Here is a 20,514-nt window from a genome sequence, read left to right as displayed (position 1 = left end):
GGCGATAGAAGGCTTGGCAAAACAGGTCATGTCAGGCTCCAGATCAAGGCCGTGACCGCCAGCCCGCAGATGACCAAAAGCCCCAGCCACCGGCGCAGCAGGCGCAGGTTTTCGCCCCATTGCGCGACGGTGCCTGAGGCATCGGCGGCGGCGGCGGGGGTCAGAATGCCTTCGGTGGAACTGCTGTAGATTTTCTCGAAACTCAACTGCGCGCGCTCTTCGTGTAGCAAGGCGGCAAGGCGCAGGCCTTCGATGGGGGCAAGCTGCGCCGGTCCTGCGACCGCACCTGCGCGCAGCAGCAAAACATAACCCGCTATATTGCCAAGCGCCTTGCTGTTCTCCGCGATCTGCTCCTCGGCGATGCCCAGCCCCTCGTGCAGGTAGCGGCCAAGGCCCAGATCGCCAAGGCTGGCCACGTCGAACATCTCGGTGCGCGCGGCGTCGGCCAAGGGCACGCCGAGGGCGCTTTCGCGTTCAAAGGGCAGGCTGGCGAGTTTGGTCGCCAAAGCGTCCGGCAAATCCACGTCGAACACCCGCAGCGTGCCGTGCTCGCCGGCTCTGATCTGCAAGGGATCGGGCGCTATGGGGGCGGTTGTCATCAGACCAGAGTGCCCATCGCGGCGCGGGCGTTGAAGCGGCGCGCGCGCAGGTTGCGCGCCAAGGCGTCCATCGCGGCCATGCGCACCGCGACGCCCATTTCGACCTGTTCTTGGATCACCGAGCGGTTGATGTCATCGGCGATGGTGCCGTCAATCTCGACCCCGCGGTTCATCGGACCGGGGTGCATGACGATGGCGTCTTCCTTGGCATAGGCGAGCTTTTCCGCGTCCAATCCGTAGCGGTGGTAATATTCGCGCTCCGACGGGATGAACCCGCCGTCCATACGCTCTTTTTGTAAGCGGAGCATCATCACAACATCGACGCCGTCGAGCCCCTCTTTCATGTCCTCATAGACCTCGACCCCGAATTCGGAGATTTGCGAGGGCATCAAGGTGGGCGGGCCGATCAGGCGGATGCGGTTTTCCATTTTGCCCAAAAGCATGATGTTGGAACGGGCCACGCGGCTATGGGCGATATCGCCGCAAATCGCGATGTTGAGCCGGTGAAGGCGGCCCTTGGCGCGGCGGATGGTCAGCGCATCAAGCAGCGCCTGTGTGGGGTGTTCGTGCCGCCCGTCGCCCGCGTTCAACACCGCGCAATTCACCTTTTGCGCCAAAAGGTCCACCGCGCCGGAATGCGGGTGGCGCACGACCAGAAGATCGGGGTGCATCGCGTTCAGCGTCAGCGCCGTATCGATCAAGGTTTCGCCCTTTTTGATCGAAGAGGCCTGCATCGACATGTTCATCACATCCGCGCCCAGCCGTTTGCCCGCAAGCTCGAAAGAGGCCTGCGTGCGGGTGGAATTTTCAAAGAACATATTGATTTGCGTTAGCCCCGCCAGAACGTTGGAACGCTTTTCTTCGGAGCGGTTGAGATCGACGTAGGTATCGGCAAGGTCGAGAAGGGAGGTGATGTCGGATTGGCTCAGCGGCTCGATCCCGAGAAGATGCGATTGCGTAAAGCTCATGTTCCGCCCCCATGTGGTTGTGCCACGCTTATAAGTAGGCGGCGCGCGGGGGGCAAGCTGGGACATGGCGCGGCGATAGGGCCTGCAAAGCCGTTTGCCCAAGGGGGGCGGGCAAGGGTAGGGTGGCGCTTATGGAATCGGCACTAGAATATGATATCGCATTGGCGCAATTGGCGTGGCAGGTCGAGATGGGCTGCGCCGAGGCGACTTGCGAGGCGCCCGTCGACCGGTTTGCCGCCGAGATCGAGGCGCGCGCGGCAGCGGCGGCCCGCGCTCAGGCGCCTGCCGCCAGTGCTCATGCGCCTGCCGTAAAGGGCGGCGGCGCACCCGCGCCGGTCATGGCCGAGCCGCAGATCGATCCCGTTGCCGAGGCCGCGGCCTTGGCCAAGGGCTGCGCCGATCTGGCCGCTTTGGAAGCGGCGATGGCAAGCTTTGCCCATTGCGATTTGCGGCGCGGCGCGCGGCGCATGTGTTTTGCGGCGGGCCATCCGGCGGCGCGGGTCATGGTGATCGGCGAGGCGCCTGGGCGCGAGGAAGACCGCAGCGGCGCGGTCTATGAGGGGCCAGCGGGTCGGCTTTTGGATAGAATGCTGGCGGCGATTGATTTGAGCCGCGATGCGCAGGTTTCGGCGCAGGGGGCCTATCTGACCTATGCTTTGCCGTGGCGGCCGCCGCAGGGCCGCGATCCGCATGAGGGCGAGATTGCCTGTATGGCCCCTTTCGTGCGGCGTCATGTCGAGCTTGTCGCGCCTCAGGTGTTGCTTTTGCTCGGGGATGTCGCGGTGCAATCGCTGTTTGGCGCGGCGCGAGATAAAGGGATCGGCAAAGGCTGGGCCGAGGCCTGCGGGCGGCCCGCTTTGGCGATCACCGCACCGGAGTATCTGCTCACCCATCCGGCGGGAAAACGCGGTGCGTGGCATGATCTGTTGACCTTCAAAGCGAGGCTCGCGGCGCTATGAGGGCGCGCGCGCGCGCCCTTTGCACGTCCCTTTTCATGATACTTTGCGCGGGCGCGGCGCAGGCCCAAGGCGCGGGGGGCCTGTCAGGCCATGACTATGCAGGGCTGTTTGAACGCTATGTGGATCAGGTCGAGCAGCCTGCGCCGGATCAACGTATCCTCGAACTTGACGGGCCGGTGATCCTTCGCGAAGTGCGCCGCGCGGACGGGCGCCTGCGCTACACGGCGGTTGATCAAAGCAGCGGCGGCGCGGCCGGATGTTTGCTCAGGGTCTTGGCCGAGGCAAGCGCAGTGGTCAAATCCTGCCCCGATGTCTTGCCCAAGGCGGCAGGCTTGCGGCTCAATGCCTCCTTGCGGCGCGCGGCGCAGTTTTATGCCGAGAATGCCTACCCCAAACGCGCACTTCCGGTGCTTGAGGCGCAGATCGCGGCATTTATCGACGGGCGCACATCCGCTTCGATCTGCAGCGCGCTCAAAGACGACCAGATGCAATTTCTCGAGGCCTTGTCGAGCCCGTCGTCACAGCGCAGCATTGAAAAATCGCTGGCGCAGCCGCGCCTGCCGGTGATGGCCCCTTGCCTTTGAGCGCGGCCATCTGCCCTCTGGACCTTTGAGGCGCGTGCTGGCAGCGTGGCGCAAACAGCCAAAGGAGCGCAAATCATGGCCGGTATCGACGAGAGCAAAGAGTTTTTGGCGCTGCGCATCGCGGTTATGGCCGTTTCGGACAGCCGCGGATTGGCCGAGGATCGCTCGGGCGATACGCTGGTCCAGCGGATCGAGAGCGCGGGGCATAGTGTGGCGGCGCGGGTGATCTTGCCCGACGAGCGCGGCGAGATTGCCGATCAATTGCGCGTATGGATCAATGATGCCGAGATCGACGTGGTGATTTCCACCGGCGGCACCGGATTGACGGGGCGCGATGTCACGGTCGAGGCGCATCGCGACGTTTATGAAAAAGAGATCGACGCTTTCGGCACGGTGTTCACCATGGTTTCGATGCAAAAAATCGGCACATCGGCGGTGCAAAGCCGCGCGACGGGCGGCGTGGCGGGGGGCACCTATCTGTTTGCCCTGCCCGGAAGTCCCGGCGCCTGCAAGGATGCTTGGGACGAGATCCTGCGCTATCAACTCGATTACCGGCACCGCCCGTGTAATTTCGCCGAGATCATGCCGCGGCTCGAAGAGCACAAACGGCGCAAATAAGAGCCGCCGGCGCGATTTATGCGACGGAAATCGCGCCGCGCTTCGTATCATTGCATAACGCCATTGTGGCTTGTCCATTCGCCGCGCGCGGATAGAGTGCTATGTTGGAGAGATAACGCGCGTGGCGGCGCCGCTTGGGGGATGGGCGGGCGCTGCGCGGTGATCAGGAAGTGAGCGAACATGCGGTTTTTGCGCCGAGGGCTGACCGGCCTGTTTTTGATGTCTGTAACGCTGGGGCTGATGCTTTGGGCGGGGGTGATTGTGTTCTCGGCGGTCCAAGAGCGCCTGGGCCGCGAGGCCCAAGACACGCCTGCGCGCGAGCGGGTGTTTGCGGTCAATGTCGTGACCGCACGCGCGGCCGATATCGTGCCGGTGCTAGAGGCCTTTGGCGAGGTCACAAGCCGCCGCTCTTTGGAGGTGCGCGCCGCCGTGGGCGGGCGGGTGATCGAATTGGACGAGGCTTTTGTCGAGGGCGGGCGCGTGCGCGCGGGGCAGCTTTTGGCGCGGATCGATCCGGCGCAGGCGCAATCGGCGCTGGAGCGGGCGCGCTCTGATCTGTCGGACGCCGAGGCCGAGGCGCGCGATGCGGCGCGCGGGTTGGAACTGGCCCGCGACGAGGTGGCCGCCGCGCAGCAACAGGCCGATCTACGCGCCCGCGCTTTTGATCGTCAAAGCGATTTGCAATCGCGCGGCGTGGGCACGGCGGCGGCGGTCGAAGCGGCCGAACTGACCGCATCGTCGGCGCGCCAAGCGGTGCTTTCGCGCCGTCAGGCATTGGCCACCGCCGAGGCGCGTGTCGATCAGGCGGCGACCGCCCTGTCGCGGGTCAAACTGGCGCTCGCGCAGGCCGAGCGCGATCTGGTCGATACCGAAATCACCGCGGCCTTTGACGGCGCGCTCAGCGCGGTCAATATTGCGCGCGGCGGGTTGGTGTCGGTCAATGAACGGCTGGCCACTTTGATCGATCCCGAGGCTTTGGAGGTCTCGTTTCGTGTCTCGACCGCGCAATATGCGCGATTGCTGGACCGTGACGGGCGGCTGGCCGATACGCCGGTCGAGGTGCGCCTTGATCTGGGCGATGCGGTTTTGACCGCGCGCGGGCGGATCGTGCGCGAAAGCGCCGCTGTTGCCGAGGGGCAAACCGGACGTTTGATCTATGCGCAGCTGGACGGGGCGGGCGGCTTGAAACCCGGTGATTTCGTGTCGGTCCATATCGAAGAGCCGCTTTTGACCTCGGTCGTGCGCCTGCCGGCTTCGGCGATGGACGCCACGCGCACGGTTCTGGCCGTGGGAGCCGATGACCGGCTTGAGGCCATTTCGGTCACGCTTTTGCGCCGCCAAGGTGATGCGATCCTCATCGCCGCGACCGGTGCGGAGGGGCAGGCGCTGGACGGGCGCACGATTGTGGCCAAACGCTCGCCGCTTTTGGGCGCGGGCATCAAGGTGCGCGCTCTGGCCGCGCCCGACGAGAGCGGCGCCGCGCCCGAGCCGCAGGGCGATGCGATGCTCGCGCTGACCGACGAGCGGCGCGCGCGGCTGATGGCCTTTATCGAGGCCTCCGAGCGTTTGCCCGACGAGATGAAAACCCGCATTCTGGGCAAGCTCAGCCAGCCGACCGTTCCCGCCAGCATGGTGGAGCGGATCGAAGCGCGTATGGGGGGCTAGGCCATGGTGCGCGCCATCCCTCCGGCGGCGGGCGGTATCCTGTCCTATTTCACCCGCCACCGCACGGCGGCGAACCTGCTTTTGGTGGTGCTCTTGGTGCTGGGCACCGCTGCCGCACCGCGTATGCGCGCGCAATTCTTTCCCGATGTGATCGTCGATACGGTCTCGGTCAGCGTCGCGTGGGACGGGGCGGGGGCCGAGGATGTGGATGCCGGTATCGTGCAGCCATTGGAGCCTGCGCTTTTGGCGGTGGAGGGGGTCGAAAGCGCTTCGAGCACCTCGCGCGAAGGGCGCGCCACGATCAGCCTCGAGTTCGAGCCGGGTTATGAAATGAGCCGCGCCGCCGATGATGTGCAATCGGCGGTGGATGCGGTCACGACCTTGCCCGAAGAGGCCGAAGAGCCTTCGGTCGTGCGCGGCGCGTGGCGCGACCGTGTGACCGATGTGGTGATCACGGGACCTGTCGGGACGGCGCAATTGGGCCTCTTCGCCGATGAATTGGTCACGCGGCTGTTTGCCGAAGGCGTCACCCGCACCACCATACGCGGCGTCGCCGCGCCGCAAACCATTATCGAGGTCACCGGCGCCAGCCTGATCGAGCACCGCATCACCATGGCCGAGATCGCCGCTGCCATCGCCGAAGAGGTCGATGCCGATCCGGCGGGCGATGTGGACGGGGCCAATGCGCGGCTGCGCACCGGCGTCGAGAAACGCACGCCCGAGGCCATCGCGGGCATTATCTTGCGCACGGGCGCGAACGGATCGACCCTGACGGTGGCGGATGTCGGCCATGTGCGCCTTGAGGGGATCGACCGCAACCGCAGCTATTTCGTCGGGGACAATCCCGCCATGTCGGTGCGCATCGACCGCTCGGCGCGCGGGGATGCGATCGGGATCCAGCACACCGTCGAAGAGGTGGCCGCCGAATTGGAGAGCACCCTGCCCGAAGGGGTGAGCATCGATTTGATCCGCACGCGGGCCGAAGCGATTTCGGCGCGGCTCAATATCTTGCTCGACAACGGGTTGATGGGGCTGGGGCTTGTGGTGGTCTTGCTGTTCCTCTTCCTCAATGCGCGCACGGCGTTTTGGGTGGCGGCGGGGATCCCCGTGTCGATGCTCGCCGCGATTGCGATGATGTATATGATGGGGATGACGATCAATATGATCTCGCTGTTTGCGTTGATCATCACCCTCGGGATCGTGGTCGATGATGCCATCGTTGTGGGCGAACATGCCGATGCGCGGGTGCGCGATTACGGCGAGGGGCCGGTCGTGGCCGCCGAGACGGCTGCCAAACGCATGGCCTTGCCGGTGTTTTCCGCCACGCTGACGACGATCATCGCGTTTTTCGGGCTGACGGCGATCGGCGGGCGCTTTGGCGATTTGATCGGCGATATCCCGATCACCGTGATCGCCGTTCTGGCCGCGAGCCTTGTGGAATGTTTCCTCATTCTGCCCAACCACATGAGCCACGCTTTGGTCTCGGCGGGAAAGGATCATTGGTATGACTGGCCCTCGCGCACGGTGAACCGCGGCTTTGAATGGGCGCGCTCGGCGCTGTTTCGCCCTGCGATGAAAGCCGTGGTGATGTTTCGGTATCCGGTGATCGGCGTGGTGCTTTTGCTGCTGGCCAGTCAGGTGTCGCTCCTGATCGGCGGCGAGGTGAAATGGCGGTTCTTCAATGCACCCGAGCGCGGTTCGGTCACCGGAAATTTCGCCATGCTGCCCGGTGCGACGCGCGATGATACTTTGGCGATGATGCGCGAGATGCAGCGCGCCACCACGCAGGTTGCCGCCGAATATGAAGAGAAATACGGCACCAGCCCGATTGATTATGTGATCGCCGAAGTGGGCGGCAATTCGGGCCGCCCCTTGGCCAGCGCGGATACCAAGGATGCCGATTTGCTGGGCGGGATCGCGATTGAACTGATCGATGCGGACCTGCGCCCCTATTCGAGTTTTGTCTTTGTTGCCGATTTGCAGGACGCGGTGCGCAATCACCCGCTTGCCGAAGAGGTCAGCTTTCGCGGCTGGCGCTCCGGTCCGGGCGGCGAGGCTTTGGACGTGCAATTCTACGGGGCCAGCGCCGAGGCGCTCAAATCCGCGGCAGAGGCCTTGAAAGAGGCGCTTTTGCCCTTTGCCGAAGTCTCGGCGGTCGAGGACAACCTTGCCTATGACAAGGAAGAACTGATCCTTGATCTGACCGCGCAGGGGCAGGCCTTGGGCTTTACCATCGACGGGCTTGGCCGGGTGCTGCGCGCCCGCGTCGGCGGCATCGAGGCGGCGACCTACCCCGACGGGCCGCGCTCGGCCTCGATCCGCGTGCAATTGCCCGAGGGCGAATTGACCGCCGATTTCTTGGAGCGGATGCAAATGCGCACGGCGGCGGGCGAATATGTGCCCTTGGCCGATATCGTCAAGGTCACGCGGCGCGACGGGTTTTCCACGGTGCGGCGCGAAAACGGGCTGCGGCTGATTTCGGTGACGGGGGATATTTCCGAGGATGATCCGGCCCGCGCCGAAGAGATATTGCGGCAACTGGAAACCGAGATTTTGCCCGAGATTGCCGCCAAGCATCAGGTCGATTGGCGTTTGTCGGGGCTGAGCGAGCAGGAGGACGAATTTCTCAACGATGCGATGCTGGGCCTGACGCTGACCTTGACGGGGATTTACTTGGTGCTGGCTTGGGTCTTCTCAAGCTGGACACGGCCGGTGGTGGTGATGGCGATCATTCCCTTCGGCCTTGTCGGGATGATCTGGGGGCATTGGATTTGGGAGGTGCCTTTGTCGATGTTCTCGGTCGTGGGGGCATTGGGCATGACGGGAATTATCATCAATGATTCCATCGTCTTGGTTACCACGATTGACGAATATTCGGAGAAACGCGGCCTTGTTCCGGCGATCATTGACGGCGCGGCCGACCGCTTGCGCCCTGTGATGCTTACGACGATGACGACGGTTCTGGGCTTGGCGCCCTTGCTTTACGAGCAATCGCAGCAGGCGCAGTTTCTCAAACCCACGGTGATCACCTTGGTCTATGGCCTCGGCTTTGGCATGGTTCTGGTGCTTTTGGTGGTGCCGGCGCTGATGGCGATGCAATCGGATCTGCGCCACCAGATCGACGCTTTCAAACGGGCGCTGCGCCTGCGGCGCGCGGGCATGGCGGGGCTGCGCGGGGCGGCGGTTTTGGGCGTCGCGGTGATGGCCATATGGCTGGGCGCGACCATGGGCGCGGTGGCGGTTTGGGGGCAGATGGCAGGGCCGTTGGGCGGGCTGCTTCCGGTCTCGGGTCTGGGCGGGGCCTTTATGGTGTTTATCGCCGGTATGGCGCTGTTCTTGCTGCTGGCCTATGCGGTGATGGCCCTGCGCACGCTGGGGCGGCATCGGGCATAAGATATTGATTTAAATCAGTTTCCGGCGCAGCCTTGGATGTCCACCGCGCGCTCGCGGCCCAGAACGGTAAAGCGCAATCCCGCACGGTCCAAAGCAAAAGCCGCGCCGGTCATATGGATCAAATCCGCCGTGGCAGTCAGCGTGGCCCCATTGCGTTTTGTCTGCGCCTCGGAGACCCAGATTTGCGGATCGCGGCTTTCGATAATCGCATGTTCGGGCGCGCCGGTGGAGGGCAGCGGCATTTGCGCCGTCAGCCGCAAACCGCCGTCGATGACCTGCACGGCGCAGCGCACCTTGCCCGCGCCCGCGCGTTTGGCGCTGAGCGGTTGGTCGGCGATGGCGGCGTGAATGCGCGGATCGGAGTTGCCAACGGCGGGCAGATTGGCGCGCAGCTTCAGCGTGACCGGCACGCAGATATCCTTGCAAACGCCGATCTGCAGCGTGCCGTTGATCTGTGCCTTGCCGCCCTCTTGGACCTTGATCCGCAGCGGTAAAACCACATCACCATGATAGCCGATGGAGGTCATGCCGTTTTGGTCGATCACCTCGGGTGTCGGCCAAATGATTGATATTGTGTCAATATTTTGGGATTCTTGCCAATGCAGCACGGGCGGCAATCCCGCATCCCCCGGTGCGCGCCAATAGGTTTTCCACCCCTCGGCCAGTATCAATTGCAAGGCGGCGATATGTTCGTTTCCGTCGCTGCGCCAGCCGCGCAAAATCCGCAGTTCGACGTTTTGCGCATAGGGGTTTGCGGGGGCGGGCAATGGTGCGAGCGCCGCGCAGCCGGCGGCGATCACAACACTCAATGCGGTCAGGGACGGGCGTTTTATCATAGAAAACACATGCCTTTTGCTGCACGGATTGCCAACTCACTTTGTGGCGAGGGCGGTGAAATATCCCCGAGCCGCGCGGGATTTTCAGGCAAAGTGCCGCGATTTGGGGTGCAATTTTATTGCGGGGCTTGCCGTGGCGCATCTGGCGCTACATTCTATTAAACATGCGCAGGTATAAGAACCGCTAACACGAGCGCGCGCAGCGACTTGGGCCAATAAAACAAGGGTGTTGATCCGGATATGACGATCCGAATGGAAGAGAACCTGACGGGTAAACTGCTGATCGCCATGCCGGGCATGGGGGATCCGCGGTTCGAGGGCAGCGTGATCTATCTTTGCGCCCATTCCGACGAGGGGGCGATGGGGTTGATCGTCAACAAACCCACCCCCGATTTGCGGCTCGAAGACCTGCTGGAGCAGCTGGGCATCGATGCGCCCGCCGGATCGTCGCGGCCCAAGATGATCCGCCTTCCGGTGCATTTCGGCGGCCCTGTCGAGCATGGGCGCGGCTTTGTTTTGCACTCTGCCGATTACGGCACGGACGAGGGCACTTTGGAGGTCAACGACGAGTTCGGCATGACCGCCACGATGGATATTTTGCACGATATTGCAATAGGTTGCGGCCCGCATCAGGTGGTGATGGCCTTGGGCTATGCCGGATGGGGTCCGGGGCAACTGGAGGCCGAGATCGCCGCCAATGGATGGCTGTCGTGCGATGCCAGCCCCGAGCTTGTCTTTGCCGCCGAGGATGGCGAAAAATGGGGCGCGGCGCTCAAGACTTTGGGGGTCAGCGCCTTGGCCCTGTCGAGCACGGCGGGCCATGCCTAAAGCCTCGGGCTGGGGCGGGCGATCATCTGGACATCGGGATTTGCGGCGGCCTTTGCGCGGCGCAATAGCGGCGTATTTTCGCTGTCGGTAACACGTCGGTATTTTGTCGGTATTGCGTCGGTGCGAAAACCGCGGGCTTTGGCAGCGGTTGGCGCGCGGTCTTTGCCTGTGCGCTTCGCCCGCGCCGTTCGCTTTATCCGGTTGCCTTGCTTCCCTATCCGCGCGGGGCGGCGGCGCGGGCGAGCCGGTCGTTGATCGCGGCGCCAAGGCCCTGCATCGGGACGGGCGCGACGGCGATGCCGGTGGGGGCGGGATCGCGGGCCTTGGCCATGGCGTCCAGCGCGTGCAGATGGGCAAACAGATTGGCCGCCGCCTCGCGCAGATCGCCGCGCGCCGAGAGGGTCAGATCGCCCGCCACCGCGCCAAATCCGAGCATCAATTCGCCTTCGCGCGGCGCATCGGCACCCAGCCGCACGGGCAGGGCGGGCGCGTAATGCGATTGCATCTGCCCAGGGGCGGTGATGGCACCGGCCTGGGCGGCGGTGCGGTCCAACAGCGGCGCGCCAAGCGCGGCCTCGATCTCTTCGCGCGCCACGCCGCCCGCGCGCAACAGAACCGGCGCGCCGTCGCTGCCAAATCCGATGATGGTCGATTCGACCCCAACGGCGCAATTGCCGCCGTCCAGAACCGCTTCGATCCGCCCGTCCAGACCGGCCAGAACATGGGCCGCGCTGGTGGGGCTGATCTTGCCGGAGGGATTGGCCGAGGGCGCGGCCACCGGCCCGCTAAAGGCGCGCAGCAAAGCCTGCGCCGCCGGATGGGCGGGCACGCGCAGCCCGACGCTGGGCAATCCGGCGGTCACCAGATCGGACAGGCCGTGCCCCGCGCGCAGCGGTAATACCATGGTCAGCGGCCCAGGCCAGAAGGCGCGCGCCAGTGTTTCGGCCTGATCGCTCCACGTAGCGTATTTGCGCGCCTCGGCGGCCTGCGCCAGATGCACGATCAGCGGGTTGAAGGCGGGGCGGTCCTTGGCTTCGAAAATCGAGGCGACCGCCGCCCCGTTGCGCGCATCGGCCCCGAGGCCAAAGACGGTTTCGGTCGCAAAGGCCACGCGTCCGCCGCCTTGCAAAATGGATGCAGCTGCAGCAATTCCGGCTGCGTCAAATTCTAGCACTTTGGTCTTGGTCATTCGCGGTTTCCCGTGACGCGGCGTTTCGGTTGTCCGCCTCTCGCATGGCTATAGGATATTCCGCAAAGTGGAATTTCAAGAGCCGGCGGCCGGATCGGGCCGCATTCGGAGGAGACAGACATGCCTTACCGCGCCCCCGTTGCCGACTACAAGTTCATCTTTGAGCATATCGTCGGCCTCAATCAGGTCGCCGCAACCGAGAAATTCGCCGAAGCCAGCGCCGATGTGACCGATGCGATTCTCACCGAAGCGGGGCGGATGTGCGAAGAGGTTCTGGCGCCGCTCAACCGCAATGGCGATTTGTATCCGGCCAAGGTGGAAAACGGCGTTGTGCGCACCTCCAAAGGGTTCGATGGCGGATTTCGCGCGATTGCCGAGGGCGGCTGGGTCGGGATTTCGGCCGATCCCGAATACGGCGGCATGGGCTTGCCGATTGCGATGACCACGGCGCTCAACGATATGATGAGCGCAAGCTGCATGGCGCTGGGCCTCAACCCGCTGCTCACGCAAGGGCAGATCGAGGCGCTCGAACATCACGCCAGCGACGAGATCAAGGCGATGTATCTGCCCAAGCTGATCAGCGGCGAATGGACCGGCACGATGAACCTGACCGAGCCGCAGGCCGGATCGGACGTCGGCGCGCTGCGCTCCAAGGCCGAGCCGAAGGGCGACGGCACCTATGCGGTGTCGGGGCAAAAGATTTTCATCAGCTGGGGCGATCATGATTTCGGCGGCAATGTGTGCCACCTTGTTCTGGCGCGTCTGCCCGACGGGGCCGAGGGCACGCGCGGCATCAGCCTGTTCATGGTGCCCAAATATATTCCCAATGCCGACGGCAGCCTTGGCGAGGCCAACAGCCTGCGCGTGGTGAGCCTCGAGCATAAGATGGGCATTCACGGATCGCCCACGGCGGTGATGGAATTTGACGGCGCGACCGGATGGCTTGTCGGGGCCGAGCATAAGGGCATGGCGGCGATGTTCACGATGATGAACAACGCGCGGCTGGCCGTTGGCGCGCAGGGCATCGGGATTTCCGAAGGCGCCTATCAACATGCGCTGGCCTATGCATTGGACCGAAAGCAGGGGCCGACGCCAGTGGGCGACAAGAGCGGCACCATCGTCGATCACGCCGATGTGCGCCGGATGCTTTTGACCATGAAAGCCGATACATTCGCGGCGCGTTCGATCGGGCTGGCCTGTGCGGTGGCGATTGATATGGGCAATGCGACGGGCGATGCGGAATGGAAAGCGCGCGCGGCGTTTTTGACCCCGATTGCCAAAAGCTTTGGCACCGATACCGGCATTCGCGTGTCCGAAATGGGCGTGCAGGTCCATGGCGGCATGGGCTTCATCGAGGAAACCGGCGCGGCGCAATACAGCCGCGATGTGCGCGTGACCTCGATCTACGAGGGCACCAACGGCATTCAGGCGATGGACCTTGTGGCGCGCAAGATGATGGATGGCGGCGAGGCGGCCTACCGTTTCCTTGACGAGATCGAAGCCGATGTGGAAAACGCCCGCGCGCTTTGCCCCGAATTGGGCGATGCGGTGTGGGAGGCCTGCGAGACCCTGCGCGAGACCACCGAATGGTTGGTGGCGCAAGACGATCTGAACAACCGTTTCGCTGGCGCCGTGCCCTATCAGGCCGGATTTGCGCGGGTTCTGGGCGGCTATTACCATCTCAAGGCCGCCTTGGCCGCCAATGGCAAGGGCGCGCGCGCGAAACTGGCGCGCTTCTATATCACGCGGCTTTTGCCCGAACATGCCAGCCTGCTTGAGCAGGCGATGCAGGGCGCAAGCGGGCTTTATTCGATGAGCCTTGAAGAGCTGAGCGCGTGAGCCGCCAAGGCCTCAGCCCCCTGTTGATGCCATGGGACGCGCCGCCGCAAACCGGCGCGGCGATCGAAGTGGCCGAAGGGGTGCTTTGGCTGCGCATGCCGTTGCCGATGGCTTTGGACCATGTGAATGTCTATGCGCTTGATGATGGCGACGGCTGGACCTTGGTCGATACCGGCGTTTATTCCAAACGCGCCGTGGCGATTTGGGAGGAGATCCTCCAAGGCCCCTTGGCGGGCAAGCCGGTGACGCGCGTCCTGCTCACCCATCACCATCCCGACCACGTCGGCATGGCCGGATGGTTCCAAGAGCGCGGGGCCGAGATCGTCACCTCGCGCACTGCCTATCTGATGACGCGGATGTTGATCCTCGATGTCGAGACCGAAGCCTCGCAGGCGGCGAAAACCTTTTGGCGCCGCGCGGGGATGGAGGCGCAGATTTACGACAAACGCGCCAATGAGCGCCCGTTCAATTTCGCCGATATCGTGCATCCTTTGGGCATCGGCTATCGGCGTTTGCAACAAGGCGACACTTTCGAGGCGGCGGGGCGCATTTGGGACGTGCATATGGGCAATGGCCATGCGCCCGAACATATCACCCTATGGAGCCGGACCGGCGATCTGGTCCTCGCGGGGGATCAGATTCTCAGCTCGATCAGCCCCAATATCGGCGTGCATCCCACCGAGCCGGAGGCCGATCCGGTCGGCGAATGGATGGAGGCCTGCGAGCGGCTGGAGGGCTTTGCGCGCGAGGAGCATCTGGTGCTGGGCGGGCATAAATTGCCCTTCACGGGCCTGCCGATCCGCATGCGGCAATTGATCGAAAACCACCACGGCGCGCTCAAACGGCTGCTCAAACATCTGCAAACGCCGCAAACGGCCTGCGACTGTTTCCCGCCGCTGTTCAAGCGCAAGATCGACGGCGGCACTTATGGTTTGGCGATGGTCGAGGCCTATGCCCATCTCAACCACCTCTACCACTTGGGGCTGGTGACGCGCGAATTGCGCAGCGACGGCGCCTATCTGTGGCAAGCGGTGCAAGAGGCGTGACCCCATCCGCGCAGGCGCGAGGCGGGTTGAACCTTTGGCGCTCTTGGCCCCATGATGAACCTTGTGAACAGAGAGGGCAGGACCCAGATGGACGATAAGATCGAAACCGCAGCCGAGGCCCATGAGGCCGCCGCCCTGCCGCGCCGCCACGAGGTCCACGCCGACCCCGAGGCGCAGGCCAAGCAAACCGGCGATTTGCCCAAAACCCTCAACGACAAACCGGTGGAGCGCAAAAGCGCCGCCGAATGGGCCTATGAGCGGCTGATTCTCTATATCAAGAACTTCGAAGAGCAACTGGACGAAGAGCATGAGGTCGCCATGGGATTTGCGGGCGGCGATGCGGGCGTGTTGCGCATCGAGGGGATGGGGTTTTTCGATCCCGACATCGTGACCTTTTACGGATCGGATGCGGGTGGCGCAAAAACCCAGCTTATCCAACATGTTACGCAGCTTAGCGTGATGCTGCGCGCCCTGCCCAAAGAGGTCGAAGAAGTCGCGCCCAAACGCATCGGTTTTCGGCTGGCGGCGGATCTGGCCGCCGGTTGAGCGCCGCGGGCCGCGCCGCAGCAGGGGCAAGCCAATCACGCGCGGCGGAGCAATATGCCGCATCTGGCGGGATGACAGGGGGCGCAAAATGCTCTATCGAGACCGCGAAACGACTAACATGAGGACCAAGAAAAATGGCCGAACATAAACATGGCGAAATGGACATCGAAGTTCAGGAAAAAACCTTTGAAGGCTTCATGAAGGCTTCGGCTTGGGTGGCAGGCGCATCGGTCTTCATCCTGATCATCTTGGCTTTGTTCAATAGCTGATCACCTATGTGATCGCGCAAGTGATCATGCGGCGCGCGCGGGCCTTTGCCCTTGCGCGCTCTCCCAAAGGGCACCCCTCCCATGATCCGCAAAACGATTTTGCTTGGCGCTGCTTTGGCGCTGCTTGGTTTGTCGGCCTGTGGCCGCCCACCGGTTCAATATGTCTCTGACGATGTGGCCGAGCGGGTGACCTACCGCCATAACGGCCCGCCGCGGTTGACGCTGTTTACGATGATCAACAACGACAGCGGCGCGGGGGCGCATAGCGCCTTGATGATCAACGCCTCGCAGCGGGTGATTTTCGACCCCGCCGGAACGGTCTCGCATCCGCAAATTCCCGAACGCCACGATGTGATCCTCGGGGCCAATCCGCATCTGGTGGACGCCTATACGCGCGCCCATGCGCGATCGACCTATCATGTTGTGTTGCAAGAGTTTGACGTCTCTGCCGAGGTGGCCGAACTGGCGCTGCAAAAAGCCTTTGCCAACGGACCGGCCAATAGCGGCACCTGCTCGCTGACGACCTCCGGCCTTTTGGCCAGCCTGCCGGGCCTTGAGGGTATCCGCACCACATGGTTCCCCAAGGCCTTGATGGAAGATTTTGCCAAGCTGCCGAATGTGCGGCGCAGCGAATTGTTCGAATATGACGATCCGGACAAGACCGTGGCCCTGCGCGCCTATGTGCCCGCCGAGGTCGCCGCATCGCGCGCCCGCAAGGCCGCCGCCAAGGACAGCGCCGCGCAAGTCGCCGCCGCCGAATAAGGCGCCGCGCCTTGGCCTTGGCCTTGGGCCTCTAGCCCAGCAAATACAGCCCCGCATAGAGCGTGCCCGCGCCGCCCAGAACCGCATAGAGCACATTGCGCGTCAGCACGCCGATGGCCACAGTCGCCGCCGCCGCCATCAACCGCGCCGGATCGGGCGCGCCTCCCGTGGCGGCGGGCATGAAGACCGCCGGTGCAATCAACCCCGGCAGGACCGCCACCGAGGTATAGCGCAGATGCCGCAGCACCCATTCGGGCAAGGGGCGGTTGCCGATCAATCCGGTGAACATGAAGCGCAGCCCGAAGCTGCCCAGCCCCAAAAGTGCGATCACGGTCCAAAGCGTCGTGCGGTCGATGCCCGCGGCGGTTTCGACGGCGCCGGTCATGCCTGCATCTCCTTGCTGCCATCTCCCCCGCCGCCGCGCCGCGTCAGGACAAGCTCCACCTGCGCGCCGACCAATAGCGCCGCAAGCGCCGCAATGAGCAGCCCGAGGTTATAGGGCAAAAACGCGAAAACCAGCGCCAGAACCACCGAAGTCAGCGCCGCTGCCACATGCGGCAAGGAGCGCAGCGCCGGTGCGATGATGGCCAAAAACGTGATCGGCACCGCGAAATCGAGCGCCAATCCCTCGGGGATCGCCTCGCCCGCCCATGCGCCCGCCACAGTCGCGATATACCACAGCGGGCAGACCGGCGTGACCACCCCCGCGAAATAGCGCAGCTTTTGCGAAAGCGTCCAATCGGGGTTCTTTTGGTAAGCCACATCGGCGCAGGCAAAGCTTTGATCCACGGTGAAATAGGCGATCAGGGCGCGTTGCCACAGGGGCGCCGATCCCACATGCGGGGTCAGGGCCGCCGAATACATCGCCATGCGCAAATTCACCGCCAAGGCCGAGATCAGAACAATCACCGTCGGCGTGTTCTCGACCATCAATTGCAATGCGGTGAATTGCGCCGCCCCCGCGATCACCACCACCGAAAAGCTCAGCGCCTCAAAGACGTTGAGCCCCGCTTCGGTCGCCACCACCCCGAACACGAGGCCAAAGGGAATGATCACCAAAACAAAAGGCAGCGCATCGCGCATCCCTTGGCCAAAAGGCGAAACCGGTGATTTGGCGATGGAGGACGCCATGAAACCTCACTATCATGTCGGGCAAACCCGCCAAGGCGGGACAGATCATGCCTAACAGGTTGCGCCGCAGATGCAATTGAACGCCCTATCAATTCTTGTGATTGCCGCCCATCGCGCTTTGCTATGGGCGCGATCTGGGCGATGTGCGCACCGTGGGCACCGTGGGCAGCGTGGCCGATGGGGGCAGCGCGGGCCTTTGCACGGCCTCGGCGCTGCATGCGGGTTTGGCAGATGATTGCCGGATTGATCCTTGCGGGCGGGCAGGGGCGGCGCATGGGCGCGCAGCCGGCTGCCGCTGCGGATGCTGCTCCGGATGCCGGTCAGGATTCGCGGCCCCACGCTGGACCGCCCTCGGGCACCGACAAAGCCCTGCTCACGCTGGGCGGGAACACGCTTGTGGCGCTTTGCGCAAAACGCCTTGGCGCGCAAACGGCGCGCTGCGCGATCTCGGCCAATGGCGATCCGGCGCGCTTTGCCGCGCTAGGCCTGCCGGTGCTGCCCGACCCGCCCGAGGCCCAAGACGCAGGGCCTTTGGCAGGCGTGCTTGCGGGGCTTGATTGGGCCGCCTCCATCGGCGCGCAGGGCCTCGTCAGCGCGGCGGTCGACACGCCGTTTTTTGCCCCCGATCTGGCAGCGCGGCTGAGCGCGCAGAGCGGCTTTGCCATCGCCAGCGCCGAAGGCCGCCTGCATCCGACCTTCGGCTATTGGCCCGCCGCTTTGCGCGCGCCGCTTGCCGCCTATCTCGCCCAAGGTCACCGCCGCTTGCAAGGCTTTGCCGAGGCGCAGGGCGCGCGCGGCGTGGTCTTTGCCGAGGCCGCAGCGTTTTTCAACATCAACACCCCCGAGGATCTGGCCCGCGCCAAGGCCCGTCACGCAGGAGCGCCGCTTTGAATATCTATGGCATCACAGGGTATAAAAACGCCGGAAAAACCGGCCTGACCGAACGGCTTGTGGCGCATTTCACCGCGCGCGGCTTGCGCGTTTCGACGGTCAAACACGCCCACCACAGCTTTGATCTCGACCGCCCCGGAAAAGACAGCCACCGCCACCGCGCGGCGGGCGCGGGCGAGGTGATGCTGGTGTCGGGCAACCGCTGGGCCTTGCTGCACGAACTCAAAGACGCGCCCGAGCCGCCGCTCGAAGAGCTGCTGGCCAAAATGGCGCCTTGCGATCTGGTGCTGGTCGAAGGGTTCAAATCCGGCCCGCAGCCGAAAATCGAATGCTGGCGCGCCGAGGTGGCCCATCCGCTGCTCTATCCCACTGACCCGTCGGTGCGCGCGCTGGCCTGTGACGCCCCGCCGCCCGCTCCGCATGACGATAAGGCGCGCGCCGTTATGCGGCTTGATCTCAATGACACCGGCGCCATCGCCGATTTCATCGCCGCCGATCTCGGGCTTTAACGCGCCCGCTTTGCAGGTTCCAAAAATATCCCCGCCGGAGGCATCCGCCGCGCGCACAACGCGCCGCTCGCGCGCGGCTTAATCGAAGGTGCCTGCCACCCGCCCCAAAAGCATGAAGGCGCGCGCCGTGCGCGTGTCCGACAGGGCCGAGATTTCCGAATCCGTTGCGCCATCGGCAAATTCGGCAAAGGTCTGGTCAAAGCGGCGCAAGAAGTGATGGGCCACGTCGCGGAAGATCGGGTCTTGGCGCATGCGCCCTGCGGTCAGCGCCAAAGACGAGCGGTCGCGCACCCCGCCAAGCGCCGCGACCGACCGACCGCGCTCGCCGCTGGCGAATTTGCGCCACACTTCGGGGCGCGCCATATCGGGGTTCAGATCGTCCATATAGATGCCGTCTTGGCTCAGCAGCGTCAGGATATCTTGGGCTGCTTGGATCAATTGTTTGGCGTGGCGATCCGCCAAGGCGCGGCGTAGCGCGTCAAAACCAGCCTTGTCCTCGGCGGTTTCGGGGAAATTGATGGCGCGGATGAAATCGGCCCGCTCCAGCGGCGGCGCCATGTCTTCGGAGGGCGTGCCCAGCGGCAAGGCGACCTGTTCCTCCGCCTCGCCCGCATCACTTTTCTCGCTCGGGGCGGGCAGCGCCTTGCGCGCGGCAATCGCCTCGCGCTCGCGCCCTGCCGACAGATTGGCCAATGTGGTTTCGGTCTTGCGCTGCGCCTCGGCGATCTGGTCAAGCTTGCGCGCCACGGTGCTCACATCGGGGGCCGATTGGCGGCCCGCTTGCGCTTGCGAGACATAGCTTTGGCGAATGGCGTCGATGGCGGCCTGCAGGCGCTGGCTTTCTTCGCGCATCACGCGGCTGGAGCGCGCCGCCGTGGCCGCCACCCAGATCATTGCCACCGGCATGAAAATCGCCAGCATGGTCACCAAAAAGCGCAGCCCGCCCAGATTGCCCGCCTCGACGGCATTGGCGCTGCCCATGGTGAGGAAAAACACCACCGCGCCCAGCATCCAGACGAGCGAAAGCGCCAGAGCGATGATCTCGACGCTGGTGATATTCTTGCCCTTGGGCTTGTCGTAGATGCCCAAGGATGTGGGCCGTGTCGGAGGAGTCTCAGCCATCGGTATGTGCCAATCCAGACATGTTGCGCAGCGCGGGCGCGTCCTGCGCCCGCCCGCTTGCTCAGATATAGGCGATTTTAAGAATTTCGTAAGCCTTCTCACCGCCCGGCGTGCGCACTTCGACGCTATCGCCCTCTTCCTTGCCGATCAAGGCGCGGGCGATGGGCGATTTGATGTTCAAAAGGCCCTTTTCGATATTGGCCTCATGCTCGCCGACGATCTGCCACGTCTTTTCCTCGTCGGTGTCCTCGTCCACCACCGTCACGGTGGCACCGAATTTGATCGCCCCCGAGAGGGTTTTGGGGTCGATCACCTCGGCCAGCGAGATCACCGCTTCCAATTCCTTGACGCGGCCCTCGATAAAGGAGTGCTTTTCGCGCGCCGAATGGTATTCGGCGTTCTCGGACAGGTCGCCATGATCGCGGGCTTCGGCGATGGCGGCAATAATGGCGGGGCGCTCAACGGTTTTGAGCTGCTTCAATTCGACTTCCAGCGCGGTGTGACCGGCGCGGGTCATTGGGATCTTTTCCATCTACTCTTTCCAAAACGATCAAGGAGCCGCCGCCGGTTTCGGGGGGCTCGGGGATTTTCGGGTTGAGATACCTGACCCAAAGGGGAGGGGCAATGCAAGCCGTCTGTGGCGGATGTGGCAAGTTTTCTCTTGCGCGGGCGCAAGATGGCCCCCCTTGCGGGTGATTTTAACGTACCGTAGCAATTGACGGGCGATGCTGCACTGCGGTATCCACGGCGAAATATTATT

General features: G+C 63.9%; 21 protein-coding genes. 13 read left to right on the top strand and 8 right to left on the bottom strand.

Features of this window, described 5'->3' with window-relative positions; translation table 11 throughout:
- Positions 1-26: 26 nt before the first annotated feature.
- Together ABWV64_RS05805 and ABWV64_RS05800 are read right to left on the bottom strand one after the other, a co-directional pair.
- Positions 27-599: a hypothetical protein gene (locus ABWV64_RS05805; RefSeq protein WP_353343321.1), complete on the bottom strand. Its 573-nt coding sequence runs from the start codon at positions 597-599 to the stop codon at positions 27-29.
- Complete coding sequence (locus ABWV64_RS05800; RefSeq protein ID WP_353343320.1) at positions 599-1,567, bottom strand: aspartate carbamoyltransferase catalytic subunit; 969 nt, start codon at positions 1,565-1,567, stop codon at positions 599-601. The genes ABWV64_RS05805 and ABWV64_RS05800 overlap by 1 nt, the downstream gene beginning before the upstream one ends.
- Positions 1,568-1,698: 131 nt before the next feature.
- Here ABWV64_RS05800 and ABWV64_RS05795 point away from each other — a divergent pair, with 131 nt between their 5' ends.
- The 5 genes from ABWV64_RS05795 to ABWV64_RS05775 all read left to right on the top strand — a co-directional run bounded on the left by ABWV64_RS05795 (position 1,699) and on the right by ABWV64_RS05775 (position 8,786).
- Complete coding sequence (locus tag ABWV64_RS05795) at positions 1,699-2,526, top strand: uracil-DNA glycosylase (RefSeq protein ID WP_353343319.1); 828 nt, start codon at positions 1,699-1,701, stop codon at positions 2,524-2,526.
- Between the two features lie 35 nt (positions 2,527-2,561).
- A complete protein-coding gene (locus ABWV64_RS05790; RefSeq protein ID WP_353343318.1) occupies positions 2,562-3,110 on the top strand; it encodes a hypothetical protein in 549 nt (182 codons plus the stop codon).
- Positions 3,111-3,185: 75 nt separating this feature from the next.
- A complete protein-coding gene (gene moaB / locus ABWV64_RS05785) occupies positions 3,186-3,728 on the top strand; it encodes a molybdenum cofactor biosynthesis protein B (RefSeq protein WP_353343317.1) in 543 nt (180 codons plus the stop codon).
- A gap of 180 nt (positions 3,729-3,908) precedes the next feature.
- The gene (locus ABWV64_RS05780) at positions 3,909-5,393 is read left to right on the top strand and encodes an efflux RND transporter periplasmic adaptor subunit (RefSeq protein ID WP_353343316.1); all 1,485 of its coding nucleotides are present in this window, start codon (positions 3,909-3,911) and stop codon (positions 5,391-5,393) included.
- A gap of 3 nt (positions 5,394-5,396) precedes the next feature.
- On the top strand, positions 5,397-8,786 hold the full coding sequence (locus ABWV64_RS05775; protein ID WP_353343315.1) for an efflux RND transporter permease subunit: 3,390 nt from the start codon (positions 5,397-5,399) through the stop codon (positions 8,784-8,786).
- Positions 8,787-8,800: 14 nt separating this feature from the next.
- On the opposite strand, the gene ABWV64_RS05770 is transcribed toward ABWV64_RS05775, so the two are convergent.
- Positions 8,801-9,622 carry a protein-disulfide reductase DsbD domain-containing protein gene (locus tag ABWV64_RS05770; RefSeq protein ID WP_353343314.1) on the bottom strand — a complete coding sequence of 274 codons (822 nt, stop codon included), beginning with the start codon at positions 9,620-9,622 and terminating at the stop codon, positions 8,801-8,803.
- A 240-nt stretch (positions 9,623-9,862) separates the two neighbouring features.
- Between ABWV64_RS05770 and ABWV64_RS05765 the strand changes: the two genes are divergently transcribed.
- Positions 9,863-10,450: a YqgE/AlgH family protein gene (locus tag ABWV64_RS05765; RefSeq protein WP_353343313.1), complete on the top strand. Its 588-nt coding sequence runs from the start codon at positions 9,863-9,865 to the stop codon at positions 10,448-10,450.
- A gap of 214 nt (positions 10,451-10,664) precedes the next feature.
- Here ABWV64_RS05765 and ABWV64_RS05760 read toward each other — a convergent pair whose 3' ends face one another.
- Positions 10,665-11,639, bottom strand: a complete 975-nt coding sequence (locus ABWV64_RS05760; RefSeq protein WP_353343312.1) for an L-threonylcarbamoyladenylate synthase — start codon at positions 11,637-11,639, stop codon at positions 10,665-10,667.
- 120 nt (positions 11,640-11,759) lie between these two features.
- Here ABWV64_RS05760 and ABWV64_RS05755 point away from each other — a divergent pair, with 120 nt between their 5' ends.
- The 5 genes from ABWV64_RS05755 to ABWV64_RS05735 all read left to right on the top strand — a co-directional run bounded on the left by ABWV64_RS05755 (position 11,760) and on the right by ABWV64_RS05735 (position 16,101).
- A complete protein-coding gene (locus tag ABWV64_RS05755; RefSeq protein ID WP_353343311.1) occupies positions 11,760-13,478 on the top strand; it encodes an acyl-CoA dehydrogenase in 1,719 nt (572 codons plus the stop codon).
- 26 nt (positions 13,479-13,504) lie between these two features.
- On the top strand, positions 13,505-14,524 hold the full coding sequence (locus ABWV64_RS05750) for an MBL fold metallo-hydrolase (protein ID WP_353344536.1): 1,020 nt from the start codon (positions 13,505-13,507) through the stop codon (positions 14,522-14,524).
- A gap of 87 nt (positions 14,525-14,611) precedes the next feature.
- A complete protein-coding gene (locus ABWV64_RS05745) occupies positions 14,612-15,070 on the top strand; it encodes a DUF6173 family protein (protein WP_353343310.1) in 459 nt (152 codons plus the stop codon).
- Positions 15,071-15,204: 134 nt separating this feature from the next.
- Positions 15,205-15,339, top strand: a complete 135-nt coding sequence (locus tag ABWV64_RS05740) for an aa3-type cytochrome c oxidase subunit IV (RefSeq protein WP_353343309.1) — start codon at positions 15,205-15,207, stop codon at positions 15,337-15,339.
- 81 nt (positions 15,340-15,420) lie between these two features.
- Positions 15,421-16,101 (top strand): hypothetical protein, encoded by a 681-nt coding sequence (locus tag ABWV64_RS05735; protein ID WP_353343308.1) that lies wholly within the window; start codon positions 15,421-15,423, stop codon positions 16,099-16,101.
- A 31-nt stretch (positions 16,102-16,132) separates the two neighbouring features.
- Here the strand turns inward: ABWV64_RS05735 and ABWV64_RS05730 are convergent, their stop codons facing one another.
- Complete coding sequence (locus ABWV64_RS05730) at positions 16,133-16,486, bottom strand: AzlD domain-containing protein (RefSeq protein ID WP_353343307.1); 354 nt, start codon at positions 16,484-16,486, stop codon at positions 16,133-16,135.
- Positions 16,483-17,232 (bottom strand): AzlC family ABC transporter permease, encoded by a 750-nt coding sequence (locus ABWV64_RS05725; RefSeq protein WP_353343306.1) that lies wholly within the window; start codon positions 17,230-17,232, stop codon positions 16,483-16,485. Before ABWV64_RS05725 ends, ABWV64_RS05730 begins: the two co-directional genes overlap by 4 nt.
- Before the next feature lie 216 nt (positions 17,233-17,448).
- On the opposite strand from ABWV64_RS05725, the gene mobA reads away from it, so the two are divergent.
- Entirely contained in the window at positions 17,449-18,123 is a 675-nt protein-coding gene (gene mobA / locus ABWV64_RS05720; protein ID WP_353343305.1) for a molybdenum cofactor guanylyltransferase, read from the top strand.
- The gene (mobB, locus tag ABWV64_RS05715; RefSeq protein ID WP_353343304.1) at positions 18,120-18,632 is read left to right on the top strand and encodes a molybdopterin-guanine dinucleotide biosynthesis protein B; all 513 of its coding nucleotides are present in this window, start codon (positions 18,120-18,122) and stop codon (positions 18,630-18,632) included. The genes mobA and mobB overlap by 4 nt, the downstream gene beginning before the upstream one ends.
- Before the next feature lie 78 nt (positions 18,633-18,710).
- On the opposite strand, the gene ABWV64_RS05710 is transcribed toward mobB, so the two are convergent.
- Both ABWV64_RS05710 and greA read right to left on the bottom strand, forming a co-directional pair.
- Complete coding sequence (locus tag ABWV64_RS05710; protein WP_353343303.1) at positions 18,711-19,754, bottom strand: hypothetical protein; 1,044 nt, start codon at positions 19,752-19,754, stop codon at positions 18,711-18,713.
- Between the two features lie 61 nt (positions 19,755-19,815).
- Positions 19,816-20,286 carry a transcription elongation factor GreA gene (greA, locus tag ABWV64_RS05705; RefSeq protein WP_353343302.1) on the bottom strand — a complete coding sequence of 157 codons (471 nt, stop codon included), beginning with the start codon at positions 20,284-20,286 and terminating at the stop codon, positions 19,816-19,818.
- Positions 20,287-20,514: the final 228 nt, after the last annotated feature.

This window comes from Litorivita sp. NS0012-18 (genome assembly GCF_040371945.1).
In the GTDB taxonomy this organism is placed as follows: Bacteria; Pseudomonadota; Alphaproteobacteria; order Rhodobacterales; family Rhodobacteraceae; genus Litorivita.
This window is presented reverse-complemented; position numbering and strand designations above follow the sequence as displayed.